This is a genomic window from Pseudomonas protegens, from assembly GCF_003363755.1.
Lineage (GTDB): Bacteria > Pseudomonadota > Gammaproteobacteria > Pseudomonadales > Pseudomonadaceae > Aquipseudomonas > Aquipseudomonas danubii.
Genome location: NZ_CP031396.1, coordinates 3,466,506 through 3,485,068, shown reverse-complemented (window position 1 = coordinate 3,485,068; position 18,563 = coordinate 3,466,506). Strand labels below are relative to the sequence as shown.

Genomic DNA, 18,563 nt, shown 5'->3' with positions numbered 1-18,563 from the left:
AGGCGTGCCCCGGATCCTGTAGCCGCTGCCGCAGGCTGCGAACGAGCTGGGCGGCACTCCGACGCAGCGGTCGCGGCGATCTCTGGGGCGCACATTTTGTCGAGGGATCGCCAGGCAAGGTCCTGCGGACCTTCGCGCAGCTTCGCCGAGGCTCAGCAGCGGCTACAGATGCCGTCAGGCCTGCTGGACGAAGGTCAGGCGCAAGGCAAAGCCGATCAGCAGGCTGCCGAACAGCCATTGCTGCACGCGCTGGGCCGAAGGGCTGCGCTGCATCCAGCGGCCCAGCCCGGCGCCGGCCAGGGCGTAGCAGCAGTCGAATAGTCCGCCCACCGCCACCAGCAACACACCCAGGGTGACGAATTGGGGGGCTACCGCGCTGGCCTGGGGATCGATGAACTGCGGCAGCAGCACCGAGCAGAACAGCAGCGCCTTGGGGTTCAGCAGGTTGGTCAGCAGGCCGCGCTGGATCGCCTGGCGCCAGCGCAGGGGCGTGGCCACCACGCCGGCGCTGTCGAGGTTGGGCAGCAGGTTGGCGCGCAGGCACTGGATACCGATCCACAGCAGGTAGGCGGCGCCCGCCAGGCGTACCACGTCGAAGGTCCAGGGGGCGGCCTTGAACAGCGCCGCCAGGCCCAGGGCGGCCAGGGCGACGTGGCAGCCGCGGGAGATCGCCAGCCCCAGGGCCGTGGCCAGTGCCTGGGCCTTGCCCTGGCGGGCACCGGTCTGCAGCAGCAGGATCATGTCGGGGCCGGGCAGCAGGTAGACCACCGCCAGAGCCAGGAAATACATCCACAGTTGCGCCACCTTGCACCCCATTCGTTGTCGACTCGGTGCGCCCAGTTTAGGGCCACAGGGGCGGGCAGGTGCTTGCGTAATCAACCAGCAAGACTGTGAAAATTGGCATAATCTTCCAGCTTTCAATGGAGCGGCCATCCGGATATGCCAAACATGAAACTCGATGCCTACGACCGCAAGATCCTTGCTGCCCTGCAGCGCGACGGCCGCCTGAGCAATGTGCAACTGGCCGAGGAGATCGGCCTGTCGCCGTCACCCTGTTTGCGTCGGGTGCGCATGCTGGAGGAGGCGGGGGTGATCCGTGGTTACCAGGCGACCCTGGACCGGGATGAAGTGGGGCTGGGGCTGACGGTGTTCGTCGGGGTCAAGGTGGAGCGGCACAACGACGCCGAGGCCGAAGCCTTCCGCCAGGCGGTGTTGCAGTTGCCGGAGGTGATCTCGGCGTTCCTGGTGTCCGGCGAGTCGGACTTCCTGCTGCAGGTGGTGGTCCCGGACCTGCGCGGTTACGACCGGTTTCTCACCGGCTGCCTGCTGAAGATCCCCGGGGTCAGCGACATCCGCAGCAACTTCGCCATTCACACGGTGAAAACCCCGGGGCCCTTGCCATTGGGGCACTTGCCCGGCTGATGACCCTGGCCAGCCGGGTCAGCGCCTCACCGGCTTGCTCTAGCTACTGTGGCGAGGAAGCTTGCTCCCGCTCGGTCGCGCAGCGGCCGCAGAATCTGGCTACGCGGGGTGTCAGGTGCTTTGCGTTGGCCGGGCCTGGGGCCGCGTTGCAGCCCAGCGCGAGCAAGGGCTCAGGTCCACCAGTAGCGCACCAGGTGGAAGAAGATCGGTGCAGCGAAGCACACCGAGTCCAGGCGATCGAGCATGCCGCCGTGGCCTTCGATCATGTGGCCCCAGTCCTTGACCCCGCGGTCGCGCTTGATCGCCGACATGACGATGCCGCCGGCAAAGCCCAGCAGGTTGATCAGCAGGGCGATCAGGAACGACTGCCAGACATTGAACGGGGTGATCCAGAACAGCGCGCCGCCGATCAAGGACGCCAGGAGGATGCCACCGACAAAGCCCTCGACGGTCTTGGACGGCGACAGGTTGGGGGCGATCTTGCGCTTGCCGAAGAGTTTTCCACAGACGTACTGCAGCACATCCGAGAGCTGCACCACGATCACCAGATAGGCGATCAGCAGCAGGTTGCGGCCTTCGTAGCCGGCGATGTCCAGGGTCAGCAGGGCCGGCACGAAGGACACGCAGAACACCGCGATCATCAGCCCCCACTGAACCTTGGAGGCGCGTTCCAGAAAGTGCGTGCTGTCGCCCCCCAGGGACGCCAGGATTGGCAGCAGCAGGAACACGTAGACCGGGATGAAGATCGAGAACAATCCGTACCAGTCGGAGTAGATCAGCAGGTACTGCAGGGGCAGGGCCAGATAGAAGGCCGCCACCAGGGCCGGGTAATCGCTGCGCCGGGTCGGGGTCAGGGTGAGGAACTCGCGCAGGGCGTAGAACGACACCGCGTAGAACAGCAGGATCACCGCCGCCGTGCCGAGCCAGAAGGCGATGCCGATCACCAGCACCATCACCCACCAGGCATTGATCCGCGCATTGAGGTTGTCGATCACCGGGTTGGGTGTGCCGCGGGTGCGCCACTTGAGGATGAAACCGATCAGCGAGGCCAGCACCAGAATGGCGCCGATGCCGCCGAACAACATCAGGGTCTGCTTATCCATTTCAGCTGTGCTCCGGGGCCAGGGCCAGCAGCGCGGCGCGGCTGCGTTCGAGGAAGTGTTCCTTGCTTTCATCCTCTTCCAGGGTCAGTGGCGCACCGAAGCTGGTGGTGCACAGCAGGGGCAGGGGCAGGAAGCGGCCCTTGGGCATGACCCGGTTGAGGTTGGCGATCCACACCGGAATCACCTCTACCTGTGGATAACGTTTGGCCAGGTGGTAGATCCCGCTCTTGAACGGCAGCAGGCCGTCTTCCAGGTTGCGCGTGCCCTCCGGAAAGATGATCAGCGAGTCACCCTGGTCCAGGGCATCGAGCATCGGCTGCATGGGATTGTTATCCACAGCCTCCTTGCGCTCGCGGTCGATCAGCACGCCGTTGAACACCCGGTTGATGATGTAGCGGCGCAGGGGGCTTTTGTGCCAGTAGTCGGCACCGGCCACGGGCCGGGTCAGCTTGCGCAGGGCCGGCGGCAGCGAGGCCCAGAGCAGCACGAAGTCGCCGTGGCTGCTGTGGTTGGCGAAGTAGATCCGCTGCACCGGCTGCGGCGCGGAGCCGAGCCACAGGCTGCGGGCCCCGGTGATGCTGCGGGCGGCGGAGGTGATGAGGTTGGCAACCAGGGGTTCGAACATGGGCATTCCTTATCCGGCGAAGGTCAGCCAGGGGCTGGCCAGGATCAAGCTCAACAGCACCAGCACTTGTGCCGCCAGCAGCAACGCCTGGCGGCGCAGCAGGCCAAGGGCTCCGCGGCTGCGTTGGTCCCAGGGCCGGCCGCCTTTTTCCACAGGCTGCAGGCCGAGGGCGCCCAGGGCCTGATCCAGGGCCTGGGTGCTGTGTTCGAGGGACGCGGGACTATCGGCCACGCGCTGAAACAGGTCGGCGTCGAAGGCCACGCGCAGCGCCAGGTACTTTTCCACCAGCCCCAGCAGCACCAGGGCCAGGCTGACGATCAGGCCTCCCAGGCTGACACTGGCCAGCAGGTACTGGCCCAGGCCATACAGGGCGCCCAGTAGGGTCAGGCCTGTGGATAACTGATCCAGGGCCCGGCCCCGGCGCAGCAGGCTGGCGACGCTGTAGAGCTGCATCTCACTGGACATGGGCCGCTCTCTTGGTACTGATCAGGGTTTCCAGCGCCTGCCGATGGGCCGCTTGCAGGACGATCTGCGGGCGTGCCCGCTGGATCTGCACGATGGCCGCATCCACGGTGGCGGCGCGGCCGCTGTGCAGTAGCCAGGCGGCAATGGCCGTGGCACTGCGCGAATAACCCAGGGCGCAGCACACCAGCAGCGGGCCTTGCTGGCGCAGGCGTTCAACGGCTTGCGCCGCAGCCAGGCACTGCTCGGGGCTGAGGGCACACAGGTCCAGTACCGGCAGGCTCTGGTAGGCCTGCAAGCCACGGCGGTCCAGGGACAGCTCGGCGCACAGGTCGAGCACCGCGACAAAGGGGCTGTCCTTGAGCTCGGCTGGGGTGGGCAGGCGGCCGAGCCAGACGTTATCCACAACCTGATCCGGCTGTGGATGTTTTTTTGTCCACAGCCGCGAGTTGATCCAGGCCGCTGCCAGATAGGGCGCCAGCAACCAGCGGGCGGCGGGGCTCAGGCGTCCGTCCTCGCGTTTCTGGAACCCTGCGGCGCCGAGCAGCGCGTAGTTCAGGGCCACCAGCAACAGCGCCACGGCGGGCCAGATCAACCACAGCCCGGTGCCGCCCCAGGTGAAGGCGGCCACCGCCAATAGCGCCGCGCCCAGGGCGTAGCGCCAGGCCAGTTGGCGGCGCCGCGGGTCTTGGGTCCGTTGTGCGCTGAACAGCGGGCTGGGGCGATCCAGCGGCCACAGCCAGACACACAGCCAGCCGGCCAGGGCGCCGGTAGGCACGTCGACAAAGTGGTGTTGATAAGTGGTGAGCACCGATACCCCGATCAAGCCGAACCAGCCATGCACCAGCCAGCGCCAGAAGCCCTGGCTATGCCGGGCGTAGCAGACCCACAGCACCACCAGCAGCGCGATGTGCAGGGAAGGGGCCTGGTTGAAGGGCTTGTCGAAGCCGGCCAGCACCTCGAACAGCCAGCCGAAGACCCCGTCCAGCTCTGGCCGGGCAAAGGTGAAGCGCAGCGGCCAGAGCAGGAAGCAACTGACCGCGATCACCTGGGCGGTGAGCAGGCGCAGGGCGTGGCGCTTGAGCTCGTCCCGGCTGCGCGGCAGCAGCAGGGAGAAGCCGTAGAGCAGGTCGATGGACCAGTAGGGCACGATGGTCCAGGCCCAGAACGGCATATGCCGCTCCCAGTCGAAGACCAGACTGCCGACGTCGTCGCGCTGGGCCGTGACCCAGGTGGCGAAGCCGTAGGTGCTGAAGAACAGCGGTGCCAAGAGCAGCAGCCAGAGCACCGCCGGTTTCAGCAGGCCTGGCTCCCGCGCTGGCAAGGCGCCTGCGCTCATCATTGCACCCGTTGCGCCAGGGACACGCTGAAGATCCCCCACTCATCCACGCGCATGGTGATCTTGCGAAAGCCTGCGGCTTCCACCAACTGATCCATTTCCGCCTGGGTGCGGCGGCGCATGACCCAGGCCTGGCCTTCGCGGTGGCTGGTCAGGGCGCGGGCGATCAGTTCCAGTTGCGGGTGCCACGGCTGGCCGGTGTACACCAGGTAGCCGCCGGGTTCCACGGCGCTGGCCAGCCCCGCCAGGGAACCGCCGACCATCTGGTTGTCGGCGAACAGTTCATAGAGCCCGGAGACCACCGCCAGGGTCGGCTTGGGATCAAGGGCCGCCAGGTCCTCGCGATCGAAGGCGTTGCCTTTGACGAAGCGCGCGATGTCACCCAGGCCCTTTTCCTGGATCAGGGCACTGCCGTCGCGCACGTTGATGTCGCTGTAGTCGCGCAGCAGGATCGATTCCGGCAGCGGGCTGACCCCTTGCAGGGCTTCGAGGATGTAGCGGCCGTGGCCGGCGGCGATGTCGACGATGCGCACTTCGCTGTCCTGCTCACGGAGCTTTTCCATGGCCAGGCGCAGCAGCTCCTCCACGTGCAGCTTGCGCTGGCGAATGCCGCGCCAGCCGATGGAGTTCAGGTAGTTCTGGTCGATCAGCCGGCCCAGGGCGGAATGCCCGGTGGGCTGGTTGCGGTAGACGTAGTCCAGGGTGCTGCCGGAGTCGAAGCCGGTGTCGAAGCCCAGCTTGACCCCCGCCGACAGCTGGCTGCCCAGGCGCATGCTGGCGCGGGTCGCACGCCAGTACAGGTCGCGCAGGGAGTTGTGCGGCAGCGGCGCGGCCAGGGCTTCAGACTCGGCGCAGGTCACGCCCAGGCGGTCGGCGTCCAGCAGGGCAGGGCGGTTCAGCGGGCGGGCGAAGTTCTGCAGGATGAAGCGGCGGATGCTGGCCATGGCCGGCGCGCGGTTCTTTTCTCCCAGGGTGTCGTGGAAGAAGCCCGGGAGGATGTGTTTTTCCTTGTGCAGGCTGCCCAGGCGTTCGAAGAACTGCTCCTGGGGCTTGCGGTGCACCACGAAGTCCGAGCCGGAGATCAGCAGTTGGGTCGGCACCTGAATGGCCTGGGCATCGGCCACCACCCGGTCGGCTGCTTCATACAGGCCCAGCAGCACGTTGACCGAGATCGCCTTGGTGATCAGCGGGTCGGCGTCGTAGCTGCGCACCCGTTCCGGGTCGTGGCTCAAGAAGCGCGCCTTGACGTAGCTGTTGACGAAGAAGTTGCCGCGAAAGCGCCGCATCAGGGCCAGGCCGGGGCGGGCGAAAGGCACGTACAGCTTGACCTTGAACGCCGGCGAGGCCAGCACCAGGGAGCGAATCCGTGGGGCGTAGTCGTGGACCCAGGTGGAGGCGATCACCGCACCGACGCTCTGGGCCACCACGGCGATGTTTTCTTCATCGATGCCGTGGGCGCTGCCCAGGTGGTCGCAGAAGGTCTGCACGTCGCGCACGCTGGTGGCGAAGCTCGGGCTGTCGCCCCGGGCCCCCGGCGATTGGCCGTGGCCACGGGCGTCCCAGGCGAAGAAGTCGACCTGCGGCAGGTTCAGCTCGTCCACCAGATGGGCAATGCGCCCGGAGTGTTCGTGACCGCGATGAAACAGCATCACCGCCTGCCGCGGTTCGCCGGGGGCCACTTCAGTGGCCGGCCAGTGGCGGTAAAACAGTTCGACGCCGTCATGGGTCCGGAACGTCTGGTGTTGAGCGTCGCGCATTACCATTTCCTTATGCAGAGGGAGCGTTGTGCTGAACTTCTTTGAGGCCCTGGCGGACCCGATTGATCAGGGTGTAGACCAGCAAAGCGGCGACCAGTGCCAACACGCCGTTGATCCACAGGGCGCCGAGCCAGCCCAGGGCGATGCCGGTGGCCAGCACGCCGAGGATGAAGGCGCGGTCGCTTTTGCCCATGGGCCCGTCGTAGCGCCGTGAGGCGCCGACCATCGGCCCGAGCACTCCGGCGTATTCGCTGAACAGCGCCAATAGGGTCACGGCCAGCACCAGCAGCAGGCTGACGCCCGGGAGCAGGGCGAAGGGCAGGATCAGGGCGCTGTCGGCGACCACGTCGCACAGTTCATTGAGGTAGGCGCCCAGGCGCGATTGCTGGCCGAATTCCCGGGCCAGCATGCCGTCGATGGCATTGAGCGCCATGCGCAGGATCATCCACAGCGGAATCAGGGCGAACAGCCAGGTGTGGCTGGCGAACAGGGCGATGACGGTGCCGACCAGGAGTGAGACGACGGCGGCCAGGACGGTGATCTGGTTGGCCGTGGTGCCGTTGTCGTACAGGCGCTGCACCAACGGCCGCAGCAAGTTCTGAAAGCGCGGTTTGAGCTGGTAAATCGAGAGCATGATGGGACGGTTCCTTGTCGCACGCGGTGAGCAGGGCTGGATTATTGCCTTAAATGCCAGGGCTGACATCAGAAGTTTCTGCTTGAGCAACTGGCTGCCAGTTGTGTCTAGTCTCTGTACGGAAAGCCTGGATACTCGGTGATGCTGTGTTGAAAACGGTCTCGTGCGCGAGTCTGATCGGGATGCTCATTTACAACCCGTAAAGTCGAACGCGACTCAGGCCGTTCCTCGATCGTTTTCGCTTTGCCTGATCTTCGTCTCAAAACTTTTCGTATAGAGACTACGACGCACGCCGTAGCTGAAAAGGCATGGCGTGCGACAAAAAATTCACTCGATGGCTAATACAGCAACGCATTGTCCCAGCGTTATCCGCAGCGCCGGCGCGCCTGGCAGTATTGATCGGCGCGCAATTCCGGGTACTGGTGGATGGTCCGCCGAGCCTGCCGAGCAAAGCATCCGGATCGCAGTCATGAGTAAGGTTCCACGTGGAACACATGAACTGGGTAGCCCGTGGATTCCCACCGCAAGGCCGCCGCGCAGAATATTTTCATCCCGGCTGTAACGCCGGGGGGCTTCCTCTCTCTAGTGCTATGACGGGATTGCACACGCCTCCCGTCGTCCCCTGCGATTATTGAGGAACAAAAAATGAACATGAAGAAAACCGCTGCTGGTGCTGCCCTGGCTTTCGCTGCCGCCACCCTGTTTGCCGGTGTTGCCACTCAGGCGTCGGCAGCTGATGCCCAGGTTCATTGTTATGGCGTCAACGGCTGCAAAGGCCAGAACGACTGCAAGACCAAAGACCACGCCTGCAAAGGCATGGGCGCTTGCAAAGGCCAGGGCTTCAAGGCGATGACCCAGTCGGAGTGCGAAAAAGCCGGCGGCAAAGTCGGCGAGTAAGCGGCGAATCCGTGCAGCCGCAGTGGGACTGACGACCACTGCGGCCACCTTGCGAGGAGTTCGCTATGTCTGACCTTTCTTCCTGCCTGGGCTATGGCCTGGGTTTGCGCAGCGCCTACTACCAGCAGATTCTCGATGAAGCACCGGACGTCGACTGGTTTGAAGTGGTGTCCGAGAACTTCATGGTCGAGGGCGGCAAGGCTCTCTATTACCTGGACGCCATTGCCGAGCGTTACCCCATCGTGATGCATGGGGTGTCGTTGTCCATTGGCGGTCCCCATGCCCTGGACCTGGACTACCTCAAGCAACTCAAGCAACTGGCCCGGCGGGTTGAGCCGGCCTGGATTTCCGATCACCTGTGCTGGAGCCGCGGCAACGCTCATCAACTGCACGATCTGCTGCCCTTGCCCTATACCGAGGAAAGCCTGGAATACGTGGCGGGCCGGGTGCGCCAGGTGCAAGAGGTGCTGGAGCGTCCCCTGGTGCTGGAGAACGTCTCCAGCTATGTGCGCGCCGCCGCCGATCAGTTCAGCGAGTGGGAGTTTCTGGCCGCCTTGAGCCAGCTCAGTGGCTGCGAGCTGTTGCTGGACGTGAACAACGTCTACGTCAGTTCACGCAATCACGGTTTCGATCCCTGGCAGTTCATCCAGGGGCTGCCGGCGCAACGGGTGCGGCAATTGCATCTGGCCGGGCATCAGGATCATGGCGACTACGTGATCGACACCCATGACCAGCCGGTGTGCGATCCGGTCTGGGCGCTGTATCAGCGCACCCTGCAACACCTTGGACCGGTCGCGACCCTGCTGGAGCGTGACGATCATTTTCCGCCATTGAGCGAACTGCTCGGCGAACTGCACAAGGCTCGCGCGCTGGGGCAACGGGCGCTGTCCGGGAGGCTTGAATGCGCCTGAACGAATGGCAACTGGCCTTTGAACGCTACCTGCTGGCCGAGCAGTCCCAGGCGGACAGCCTGCTGGGCAACAGCCTGATCGGCGGACCGACCCTGAATGTCGCCACCGGTCTGGCGATTTACCACAACGCCTACCAGGCGCGGCTGCTGGAAGTCATGGTGGCGGACTTTCCGACGATCCTGCAGTGGCTCGGCGATGAGGAGTTCGCGTCACTGGCCGGCGCTTATATACGCCAATCGCCCTCCCGGCATTTCAGCCTGCGCTGGTTGGGGCAGGGCTTCGCCGAGTTCATCCAGGGCCATCTGGTGCCGGAGCAGGGCCTGCCCCTGGCGGAACTGGCGCGCCTGGAGTGGGCGTTCACCCTGGCCTTCGACGCCGCCGAGGCCCAGGTGCTGACGGTGGCGGACATGGCGGCCCTGGACGCCGAAGAGTGGCCGTTGCTGCAACTGCAACTGGCGCCTTGTGTGCAGTGGCTGGACTGCCGCTACAACAGCGTCGCCCAGTGGCGCGCGGTCAAGGATCAGGCGGATTTCCCCGAAAGTGCTTTACTCGAACAAGAGCAGCCTTGCCTGGTATGGCGGGTGGATCGGGTCTGCCGCTATCGCAGCTTGTCGTCAGCAGAAGCCCAAGGGTTGCGAGGCATGATCGAGGCGCAGTGGAGTTTCGCGGAACTCTGTGCCGAGCTGGCCGTCACTTACCTTGAGGGGGCCCCGTTGCAGGCTGCTACCTGGCTCAAACAGTGGGTCGAAGATGGCCTGGTGGTACGCCGCGAGTCCTGGAAAACGGCTGGAAATTCGATAGCCAGCTAATTTCCCAAGATGGTCTACCCTCATTTCAGACGTCTGAAACAGGGGGGATTTTTCATGCTCGCGCAACTTCCACCGGCCTTACAGAATCTGCAATTACCCTTGCGCCTGCGGCTCTGGGATGGCCATGAATTCAATCTTGGGCCGGAGCCCAGCGTCACCATCGTGGTCAAGGACCCGCAGCTGGTTGCGCAATTTACCCATCCCAGCCTGGACGCACTGGGGGGCGCCTTTGTCGAGGGCAAGCTGGAACTCGAAGGCTCCATCAGTGAAGTCATCCGGGTGTGCGATGAGCTGAGCCAGGCCTTGCTGGACGAGGATGACGACGATCAGCCGGTGCGCACACAGCACGACAAGGCCACGGACGCGGCGGCCATTTCCTACCATTACGACCTTTCCAACGCCTTCTATCAGCTCTGGCTCGACAGTGACATGGCCTATTCCTGCGCCTACTTCGAGACCGGCAGCGAGTCCCTGGAGCAGGCCCAGCAAGCCAAATTCCGCCACCTGTGCCGCAAGCTGCGCCTGCAACCGGGGGATTACCTGCTGGATGTCGGTTGCGGTTGGGGCGGGCTGGCCCGTTACGCTGCCCGCGAGTTCGGCGCCAAGGTCTTTGGCATCACCTTGAGCAAGGAGCAACTGGCCCTGGCCCGTGAACGGGTCAGTGCCGAAGGCCTGGACGATCTGGTGGAGCTGCAGCTGCTGGACTATCGCGACCTGCCTCAGGATGGCCGCTTCGACAAGGTGGTGAGCGTCGGCATGTTCGAACATGTGGGCCATGCCAATCTGCCGGAATACTGCCGGACCCTGTTCAACGCGGTGCGCGAGGGCGGCCTGGTGATGAACCACGGCATCACCGCCAAGCACACCGACGGACGTCCCGTGGGCCGGGGCGCCGGGGATTTCATCGAGCGGTATGTATTCCCCAATGGCGAGCTGCCGCACCTGGCGATGATCTCGGCGCAAATCAGCGAGGCCGGGCTGGAAATCGTCGATGTCGAAAGCCTGCGCCTGCATTACGCCCGCACCCTGGATCACTGGAGCGAGCGCCTGGAAGACAACCTGGAGGCGGCCGGCCAGCAGGTGCCGCCGCAAGCGCTACGGATCTGGCGGCTGTACCTGGCGGGTTGCGCCTATGCGTTTGCCAAGGGCTGGATCAATCTGCACCAGATCCTCGCGGTCAAGACCCATGCCGATGGCAGTCATGAGTTGCCCTGGACCCGGGACGACCTCTATTACCCCTAGGCCCGGCAGCGTTTGCTGCAGACCTTGAGTGGCTCCCTAGAGGATCGGTGAAATCAGCCGCGCGACCCGCATGCCCAGTTGTTGCAGGCGGTGAGTCTGGCGGCTTTCTTCCCGGGCGATTTCCCGGGCCTTGGCGAAGTCGGCGTCCAGCATCTGCTCCACCTCGGTGGCGAAGTCGTCGTCCACGGTCAGCAGCATCACTTCGAAATTCAAGCGGAACGAACGGTTGTCCAGGTTGGCGCTGCCAATGGCGCTGATCTCGTTGTCGATTAACACCACTTTTTGATGCAGGAACCCTGGCTGATAACGGAAAACCCGGACCCCGGCGCGCACCGCCTCGAAGGCGTAGAGGCTGGAGGCGGCGTAGACGATGCGATGGTCCGGGCGCGAGGGCAGCAGGATGCGCACGTCCACATCCCGCAACACGGCCAGGCGCAGGGCGGCGAAGACCGCTTCATCGGGAATGAAATACGGGCTGGTGATCCATACCCGTTCGGTGGCGGCATGGATCGCCTCGACGAAGAACAGCGAGCATGTTTCGTAGGCATCGGCGGGGCCGCTGGCGAGCAATTGGCAGAGCACGCCGTCATCCGGGTAGGTGTCCGGAAGGATCAGCGGCGGCAGTTCCCGGGCCGCCCAGAACCAGTCTTCGGCAAAGGACTCCTGCAGGCAGGCCACCACCGGGCCGCTGACCTGCACGTGGGTATCGCGCCAGGGCGCCAGGGGCGGTTTCTTGCCCAGGTATTCGTCACCGACGTTGTGTCCGCCGACAAAACCCAGCAAGCCGTCCACCACCACAATCTTGCGGTGATTGCGGAAGTTCACCTGGAAGCGGTTGAGCCAGCCACTGCGGGTGGCGAAGGCATGCACCTGGACCCCGGCGTCACGCAGGGTCTGCACATAAGCGGCGGGCAGGGAATGGCTGCCGATGCGGTCGTAGAGCAAGTGGATGGAGACGCCTTCGGCGGCCTTTTCCAGCAGCAGGCGTTGCAGGCGCCGGCCCAGCTCGTCGTCGTGAATGATGAAGAACTGGATCAGCACCGCCTTGTGGGAGCGGCGGATGGCATTGAAGATCGCTTCGAAGGTGGCGTCGCCGTTGACCAGCAGGCGCACCTGATTATTGGCCAGGCACGGCATGCGCCCCAGCTTGGGCATGGCCCGCAGCGTGGCGTAGGCCTGGGAGGCGCGGGCGGTGAGCGCCTCTTCGACCCAGGGTCGCCAGTTCAGCTCATTGATGGCCTTGTGCATTTCCACGTTGGCCTGGCGCCGGGCCTGGATGTAGGCATCGAAGGTGCTGCGGCCGAACACCAGGTAGGGAATCAGGGTCAGGTAGGGCATGAACATCAGTGACAGGGCCCAGGCAATGGCGCCTTGGGCGGTCCTGACGGTGAGCACCGCGTGGATCGCGGCGATCAGCCCGAGAAAATGCAACAGTGCGATGAGATAGCCGAAGAGGTGCGGGCCAAAATAATCCATGGGGCAACCTTTGCTCCTGAAGATTCAATGCCTAACAGACCATGTTCCACAGCGAATGTCGCTATTTTATTCTGCATGCAACGCCGTGCCTTGGCCGAAGTCTAACGGCCACTACTGTCTAGGAGTCATTCGATGAAACTTCGTTTACTGGGTTGGGCCTTGGCGGCGGGATTGGCGCTGCCACTGGCTGCGCAGGCGCAGATGCTGCAACCGGGCTTATGGGAGCTGACCAGCAGCAACATGAAGGTCGATGACCAGAACTTGCCGGACTTGTCGCTGATTCTTGGCCAGTTGCAGCAACAGATGACCCCGGAACAACGGGCGATGCTGGAGAAACAGGGCGTGACCATGGGTGGCAAGGGTATTCGGGTGTGCTTGACGCCGGACCAGGTGAAATCCGACACCATTCCGCTGCAGGACCCGCAATCGGGTTGCCAGCAGCAGGTCACCGAGCGCAATGGCAATCAATGGAAGTTTCGCTTCAGTTGTCCCAAGGCTCAGGGCAACGGGGTGGCCAAGTTCATCAGTGATCGCGAGTTCACCACTAACGTGATCGGCACCTTCAATGCCACCGGCCTGCAGCAAAAGGGCAGCATGGACACCCGTGCCGTATGGCTGGGCCAGGACTGCGGCACGGTCAAACCCCGCGCCTCCTGACCGACCCTGTAGCAGTGACGGCCGCTGCGCTTGTCGGCGAAGCGGCCCTCCAGGCACCTGGACCAGGGCCTTCGCCGACAGGCCCGGGCACCGGCTAGCCCATCCGTTCCACTACCTGTTCCAGCGTCAGCTGTCCCAGATCCTCGCCATCTCTGCTGCGCAGGTTGACGTAGCCTCCGGCTTTCTCCTTGTCCCCGATCACCAGCAGGTAGGGCACTTTCTGCAGGCTGTGCTCACGGATCTTGTAGCCGATCTTTTCGTTGCGCAGGTCGGCACTGGACCGCAGCCCCTCTCGGCGCAGGCGTTCGCTGATTTCCCAGGCATAGTCCGCCTGAGCTTCGCTGATGTTGAGCACCACCACCTGCTGCGGCGCCAGCCACAAGGGCAGGGCGCCGCCATAGTGCTCGATGAGAATGCCGATGAAACGTTCCAGGGAGCCGAACAGCGCGCGGTGCAGCATCACCGGTTGCCGGCGTTCGCCGTTGTCGGCGATGTAGCTGATGGCGAAGCGCTCGGGGAGGTTGAGATCCACTTGCAGGGTGCCGCACTGCCAGTCGCGGCCGATGGCGTCGCGCAGCACGAATTCCAGTTTCGGGCCGTAGAAGGCGCCTTCTCCCGGGTTGAGCCGATAGTCGATCTGCATGCTTTGCAGGGCGCCGACCAGGGCGCTTTCCAGCTGATCCCAGACCTCGTCGCTGCCGATGCGGTTGGCCGGGCGCGTAGAGAGCTTCACCGCCACGTCGTCAAAGCCGAACTCCTTATAGATGTCGAACACCAGGGCGATGGTGCGGGCGCATTCGTCCTGCATCTGTTCCGGGGTGCAGAAGATGTGGGCGTCGTCCTGGGTGAAGTGGCGGACCCGCAGCAAGCCGTGCAGTGCCCCTGAAGGTTCATAGCGATGGACCTTGCCGAATTCGGCGATGCGCAGGGGCAGGTCGCGGTAGCTCTTCAAGCCGTGGCCGAAGATCGCCACCGCGCCGGGGCAGTTCATGGGCTTGAGGGCGAAGGTGCGCTGGTCCTCGGTGCTGGTGGTGAACATGTGGTCGCGGTAGTTCTGCCAGTGCCCGGAGGTTTCCCAGAGGCTGCGGTCCATCACGTCCGGGGTGTTCACTTCCTGGTAGCCGGCCTGTTCCTGGCGCTGGCGCATGTAGCCGATCAACAGCTTGAACAGGGTCCAGCCCTTGGCGTGCCAGAACACTGAGCCCGGCGCGCAATCGTCGAAGTGGAACAGGTCCAGTTGCTGGCCCAGCTTGCGGTGGTCGCGCTTGGCGGCCTGTTCCTGACGCAGCAGATAGGCGTCCAGATCCTGGCGGGTGGCCCAGCAGGTGCCGTAGATCCGTTGCAACGGCGCGTTGCTGGCATCGCCGCGCCAATAGGCGCCGGCCACCTTGGTCAGCTTGAAGGCCCGCAACTGGCCGGTGGTACGCACGTGGGGGCCGCGGCACAGGTCTTCGAAATTGCCCTGGCGGTACAGCGACAGTACGGCCTCCGGGGGCAGGTCGCGGATCAGCTCGACCTTGTAGTGCTCGCCCTGGTCGGCGAAGTGTTGCAGCGCCTGCTCCCGGGACAGCTCGCGGCGGCGCAAGGTGTGGTTGGTGGCGGCAAGGCTGTGCATGCGCGCCTCGATCAGTTCCAGATCCTCGGGGGTGAAAGGGCGCTCATAGGCGAAGTCGTAGAAGAAGCCGTCCTCGATCACCGGGCCGATGGTGACCTGGGCCGAGGGATACAGCTGCTTCACCGCCATGGCCAGCAGGTGGGCGCAGGAGTGACGCAGGACTTCCAGGCCATCGGCATCGGTCGCGGTGACGATGCTCAGGCGGGTGTCGGTGTCCAACAGGTAGTCACAGTCCACCAGCCGGCCATCGACCCGTCCGGCCACGGCGGCTTTGGCCAGGCCGCTGCCAATGCTGGCGGCCACTTCGAACACGGACAACGGCTGGTCGTACTCACGGCACGCGCCATCAGGCAGGGTGATGCGGATCATCTTCGGTGGTCCTTGGTCAGGCTTGGGGGATTAGCGGATGAAGCGCAGGGGCAGGCCCTGACAGTGGTCATACAGACGCCCCTGGTGCCAGGCGAGCTGACCCGAGACCAGGGTGGTGGCGACGCTATGGCGAAAGCGTTGGCCGGCAAACGGCGTCCAGCCGCATTGGGCAAGAATTGGCTGGCGGTCCACAGCCAGGCCCTCGGGCTCGGCGCGGATCAGCACCAAGTCGGCCCAGTAGCCTTCGCGCAGGTAGCCACGGTCGGGGATGGCGAACAGGTCGGCTACCCGGTGGCTGGTCTTGGCCACCAGGGTGGTCAGGGGCAGGACCTGGTCCGCCACCAGTTCCAGCAAGGCCGGCAAGGCGTGCTGCACCAGAGGCAGTCCGGCGGGCGCACGGGTGTAGGGCTGCTGTTTCTGCTCCCAGGTGTGGGGCGCGTGGTCACTGCCGATGATGTCCAGGCGGTGGCTGTTGAGGGCCTGACGCAAGGCGTCGCGATCGGCCTGGGTCTTGATCGCCGGGTTGCATTTGATCAGGTGGCCAAGACGCGAGTAGTCGCGGTCATCGAACAGCAGGTGATGCAGGCAGACTTCGGCGGTGATGCGCTTTTCGGCCAGGGGCCGGTCCTCGAACAGGGCCAGTTCCCGGGCGCAGGTCAAGTGCAGGACGTGCAGGCGGGTGCCGTGTTTTTTCGCCAGTTCCACCGCCAGGGACGAGGAGCGGTAGCAGGCCTCGGCGTCGCGAATGCGCGGGTGAGCGGCAGCGGGAATCTGCTCGCCATAGAGTTGCTGCCAGCGTTGTTGCTTGAGCTGGATGCTCGGGGTGTGTTCGCAGTGCGCCAGGAGGAGGGTCGGTACCTGGCGAAACAGCCGGTCCAGCACGTGCGGATCGTCCACCAGCATGTTGCCGGTGGAGGCGCCCATGAACACCTTGACCCCGGCGACCTCGGTGGGATCGAGGGCGGCGACGGTGTCGAGGTTGTCGTTGCTGACACCGAAGTGAAAGCCGTAGTTGGCCACTGAAGCGACCGCTGCGCGGCGTTTCTTGTCGGCCAGGGCGTCCAGGGTCAAGGTCGCCGGCGAGGTGTTGGGCATGTCCATGAAGCTGGTGATGCCACCGGCCACTGCGGCGCGCGACTCGCTATGGATGCTGCCTTTTTCCGGGGCGCCGGGATCGCGAAAGTGCACCTGGTCGTCGATCATCCCTGGCAGCAGCCATTGGCCCTGGGCGTCGATTTCCAGTTCGGCGCTGAGGTGGTCGAGGCTGCCGATGGTCTCGATGCGTCCATGATTGACCAGCAGGTCGGCGTCGAACTCCCGTCCTTCGTTCACCAGGCGGGCATTGCGGATAAGGATTCGGCTCATGCTCAAAACTCGTTCTGCAGGGCCTTGTAGCCGCGGACCAGATCGACGTTGGTACGGGCCACGTCCTCGGAAAACTCCGAGGCGCTGATGCTCACCGGAGGGAATTGCGCCAGGTCGGTCTTGGGGCCGATGCGGGTGGTGGAGGGCACGTAGAAGCCTGGGGGCAGGTCGCGACCGTCCACCACCGAGTTGTGGCGGACCACGCTGCCGTCGCCCACCACGCAGTTGAACAGCACGCTGTTGAAACCGATGAACACCCGGTCGCCGACCACGCAGGGGCCGTGGACGATGGAGCGGTGGGCGATGGAGGTGTGCTGGCCGATGGTGACGGCGGCGCCGGATTTGGAGTGGATCACCACGCCGTCCTGGATGTTCGAATTGGCGCCGATGGTGATGGCTTCCATCTGGCCGCTGGCGTCGACCTCGTCGGCGCGGATCACCGCGTAGGGGCCGACGAACACGTTGTCACCGATCACCACCTTGCCGCAGATGATGGCGGTCTTGTCCACGTAGGCGGATTCAGCGATCACCGGCAGATCGCCGGAAGGGTTTTTACGAATCATGGCGCGAGTCCTTCAAGGGGGAACTGATGACTTCCACCGCGCCATCGCGAATGGCGTTGTAGAAACAGTTGGGGCGGCCGGTGTGGCAGGCGGGGCCTTGTTGCTCCACTTGCAGCAACACGGCGTCGCCATCGCAGTCCAGGCGCGCTTCGATCAGGCGCTGGCGGTGGCCCGAGCTTTCGCCCTTGCGCCACAGGCACTGGCGCGAGCGCGACCAGTAGCAGACCTGGCCGCTGGCCAGGGTTTCGGCCAGGGCCCGGCGGTTCATCCAGGCCAGCATCAGCACCTCGCCGCTGTCGTGTTGCTGGGCGATGGCGGCGATCAGTCCGTCGCTGTTCCAGGGCAGGGCATCGAGCACCGCGGTCAGCGGCCAACGACTGCCCTGGGCAGCGCTTTCCAGGTCCAGCAGTGTCAGCGGCGGGCGTTGGATCATGGTCGGCTCAGGGCGTCGTACAGGGTGTTGAGGTTGTATTCGAACAGCCCGATGAAGGTGCTGGCCGGGCCGCTGGCGGAGAGGGCGTCGGAGTACAGGGTGCCGCCGATATGGGCGCCGCTTTCGTCGGCGATCTGCTTGAGCAGGCGGGCGTCCTTGATGTTCTCCATGAACACCGCCTTGACCTTGGCGTTGCGGATCTGGGTGATCAGCGCCGCGACTTCGGCGGCCGAGGGTTCGCGTTCGGTGGACAGACCCTGGGGCGCCATGAAGTCGATACCGTAGGCCTGGCCCAGATAGCCGAAGGCGTCGTGGGAGGTGACGATCTTGCGGTTGCCCGGGGGCAGGGCGCCGAGTTTGGTCTTGGCCTCGGCCAGCAGGCGGTAGATCTGTTGCAGGTAGGCCTGGCTGTTGCGCTGATAGTCGGCCTGGTGGGCCGGGTCGGCGGTGATCAGTGCCTGGGTGATGGTGTTCACATAGAGTTCGCTGTTGGCCAGGTTGTGCCAGGCGTGCGGGTCGGGCACCTGTTCGCCGTCCTCGTCCAGGGTCCGTGGAATCACCCCGCGACTGGCGGTGATCACCGCAGTCTTGGTAGCCGAGCTGGCCACCAGGCGATCCAGCCAGGGTTCGAAGCCCAGGCCGTTCTTGATGATCAGCCGGGCTTTGAGCAGGGCCTTGGCATCGTCCGGCGTGGGTTCGTAGGTGTGGGCGTCTTCATCGGCGCCTACCAGGTTGGTGATCTGTACATGCTCGCCGCCGACCTGGCGGGTGATGTCGGCGAGGATGCTGAAGCTGGTGACCACGGCCAGCTTGTCCGCGGCCTGGGCGGTGGACCACGACAGTGGCAGCAGCAGGCTGAACAGCACGAGTAGAGCGCGCATCGG

Annotated in this window: 19 protein-coding genes; 6 read left to right on the top strand and 13 right to left on the bottom strand. The window is 64.7% G+C overall.

The window, feature by feature from the left end:
* Nucleotides 1-174: 174 nt before the first annotated feature.
* Complete coding sequence (locus DWF74_RS15740; protein ID WP_430757458.1) at nt 175-816, bottom strand: LysE family translocator; 642 nt, start codon at nt 814-816, stop codon at nt 175-177.
* A 132-nt stretch (nt 817-948) separates the two neighbouring features.
* Here DWF74_RS15740 and DWF74_RS15735 point away from each other — a divergent pair, with 132 nt between their 5' ends.
* Entirely contained in the window at nt 949-1,422 is a 474-nt protein-coding gene (locus DWF74_RS15735) for an Lrp/AsnC family transcriptional regulator (RefSeq protein WP_016966246.1), read from the top strand.
* 170 nt (nt 1,423-1,592) lie between these two features.
* On the opposite strand, the gene DWF74_RS15730 is transcribed toward DWF74_RS15735, so the two are convergent.
* From DWF74_RS15730 to DWF74_RS15705, 6 genes are read right to left on the bottom strand one after another with little or no spacing between them, the layout of a single operon-like run.
* The gene (locus DWF74_RS15730) at nt 1,593-2,525 is read right to left on the bottom strand and encodes a phosphatidate cytidylyltransferase (RefSeq protein ID WP_102862402.1); all 933 of its coding nucleotides are present in this window, start codon (nt 2,523-2,525) and stop codon (nt 1,593-1,595) included.
* A 1-nt stretch (nt 2,526) separates the two neighbouring features.
* Nucleotides 2,527-3,150, bottom strand: coding sequence for a lysophospholipid acyltransferase family protein (locus DWF74_RS15725; protein WP_102862401.1), 624 nt, complete (start codon nt 3,148-3,150; stop codon nt 2,527-2,529).
* A gap of 9 nt (nt 3,151-3,159) precedes the next feature.
* On the bottom strand, nt 3,160-3,615 hold the full coding sequence (locus DWF74_RS15720; RefSeq protein WP_102862400.1) for a hypothetical protein: 456 nt from the start codon (nt 3,613-3,615) through the stop codon (nt 3,160-3,162).
* Nucleotides 3,605-4,951, bottom strand: coding sequence for a phosphatase PAP2/dual specificity phosphatase family protein (locus DWF74_RS15715; RefSeq protein ID WP_115582446.1), 1,347 nt, complete (start codon nt 4,949-4,951; stop codon nt 3,605-3,607). The genes DWF74_RS15720 and DWF74_RS15715 overlap by 11 nt, the downstream gene beginning before the upstream one ends.
* On the bottom strand, nt 4,951-6,708 hold the full coding sequence (locus DWF74_RS15710) for a bifunctional alpha/beta hydrolase/class I SAM-dependent methyltransferase (protein ID WP_102862399.1): 1,758 nt from the start codon (nt 6,706-6,708) through the stop codon (nt 4,951-4,953). The genes DWF74_RS15715 and DWF74_RS15710 overlap by 1 nt, the downstream gene beginning before the upstream one ends.
* A 10-nt stretch (nt 6,709-6,718) precedes the next feature.
* On the bottom strand, nt 6,719-7,342 hold the full coding sequence (locus tag DWF74_RS15705) for a CDP-alcohol phosphatidyltransferase family protein (RefSeq protein WP_102862398.1): 624 nt from the start codon (nt 7,340-7,342) through the stop codon (nt 6,719-6,721).
* 645 nt (nt 7,343-7,987) lie between these two features.
* Here DWF74_RS15705 and bufA2 point away from each other — a divergent pair.
* The 4 genes from bufA2 to cfaB all read left to right on the top strand — a co-directional run bounded on the left by bufA2 (nt 7,988) and on the right by cfaB (nt 11,201).
* Nucleotides 7,988-8,239: a BufA2 family periplasmic bufferin-type metallophore gene (bufA2, locus tag DWF74_RS15700; RefSeq protein ID WP_102862397.1), complete on the top strand. Its 252-nt coding sequence runs from the start codon at nt 7,988-7,990 to the stop codon at nt 8,237-8,239.
* 65 nt (nt 8,240-8,304) lie between these two features.
* A complete protein-coding gene (gene bufB, locus DWF74_RS15695; protein WP_102862396.1) occupies nt 8,305-9,150 on the top strand; it encodes an MNIO family bufferin maturase in 846 nt (281 codons plus the stop codon).
* Complete coding sequence (locus DWF74_RS15690) at nt 9,141-9,959, top strand: HvfC/BufC N-terminal domain-containing protein (protein ID WP_115581260.1); 819 nt, start codon at nt 9,141-9,143, stop codon at nt 9,957-9,959. The genes bufB and DWF74_RS15690 overlap by 10 nt, the downstream gene beginning before the upstream one ends.
* Nucleotides 9,960-10,013: 54 nt before the next feature.
* Entirely contained in the window at nt 10,014-11,201 is a 1,188-nt protein-coding gene (gene cfaB, locus DWF74_RS15685) for a C17 cyclopropane fatty acid synthase CfaB (RefSeq protein ID WP_102862394.1), read from the top strand.
* A gap of 36 nt (nt 11,202-11,237) precedes the next feature.
* Here cfaB and cls read toward each other — a convergent pair whose 3' ends face one another.
* Nucleotides 11,238-12,677, bottom strand: coding sequence for a cardiolipin synthase (gene cls / locus DWF74_RS15680; protein WP_102862393.1), 1,440 nt, complete (start codon nt 12,675-12,677; stop codon nt 11,238-11,240).
* Nucleotides 12,678-12,809: 132 nt separating this feature from the next.
* Here cls and DWF74_RS15675 point away from each other — a divergent pair, with 132 nt between their 5' ends.
* A complete protein-coding gene (locus tag DWF74_RS15675; protein WP_102862392.1) occupies nt 12,810-13,334 on the top strand; it encodes a DUF3617 domain-containing protein in 525 nt (174 codons plus the stop codon).
* Between the two features lie 94 nt (nt 13,335-13,428).
* Here the strand turns inward: DWF74_RS15675 and thrS are convergent, their stop codons facing one another.
* Genes thrS through DWF74_RS15650 form a run of 5 tightly spaced genes read right to left on the bottom strand, consistent with a single transcriptional unit; the run spans nt 13,429 to nt 18,560 of the window.
* Nucleotides 13,429-15,318 carry a threonine--tRNA ligase gene (gene thrS / locus DWF74_RS15670; RefSeq protein WP_115581259.1) on the bottom strand — a complete coding sequence of 630 codons (1,890 nt, stop codon included), beginning with the start codon at nt 15,316-15,318 and terminating at the stop codon, nt 13,429-13,431.
* Between the two features lie 30 nt (nt 15,319-15,348).
* The gene (locus tag DWF74_RS15665) at nt 15,349-16,683 is read right to left on the bottom strand and encodes a dihydroorotase (RefSeq protein WP_115581258.1); all 1,335 of its coding nucleotides are present in this window, start codon (nt 16,681-16,683) and stop codon (nt 15,349-15,351) included.
* 2 nt (nt 16,684-16,685) lie between these two features.
* Nucleotides 16,686-17,246 carry a carbonate dehydratase gene (locus DWF74_RS15660; RefSeq protein WP_102862389.1) on the bottom strand — a complete coding sequence of 187 codons (561 nt, stop codon included), beginning with the start codon at nt 17,244-17,246 and terminating at the stop codon, nt 16,686-16,688.
* Nucleotides 17,236-17,679 carry a phosphoribosyl-AMP cyclohydrolase gene (gene hisI / locus DWF74_RS15655; RefSeq protein WP_102862388.1) on the bottom strand — a complete coding sequence of 148 codons (444 nt, stop codon included), beginning with the start codon at nt 17,677-17,679 and terminating at the stop codon, nt 17,236-17,238. Before hisI ends, DWF74_RS15660 begins: the two co-directional genes overlap by 11 nt.
* Nucleotides 17,676-18,560, bottom strand: coding sequence for a metal ABC transporter substrate-binding protein (locus DWF74_RS15650; RefSeq protein ID WP_115581257.1), 885 nt, complete (start codon nt 18,558-18,560; stop codon nt 17,676-17,678). The genes hisI and DWF74_RS15650 overlap by 4 nt, the downstream gene beginning before the upstream one ends.
* Nucleotides 18,561-18,563 lie beyond the last annotated feature (3 nt).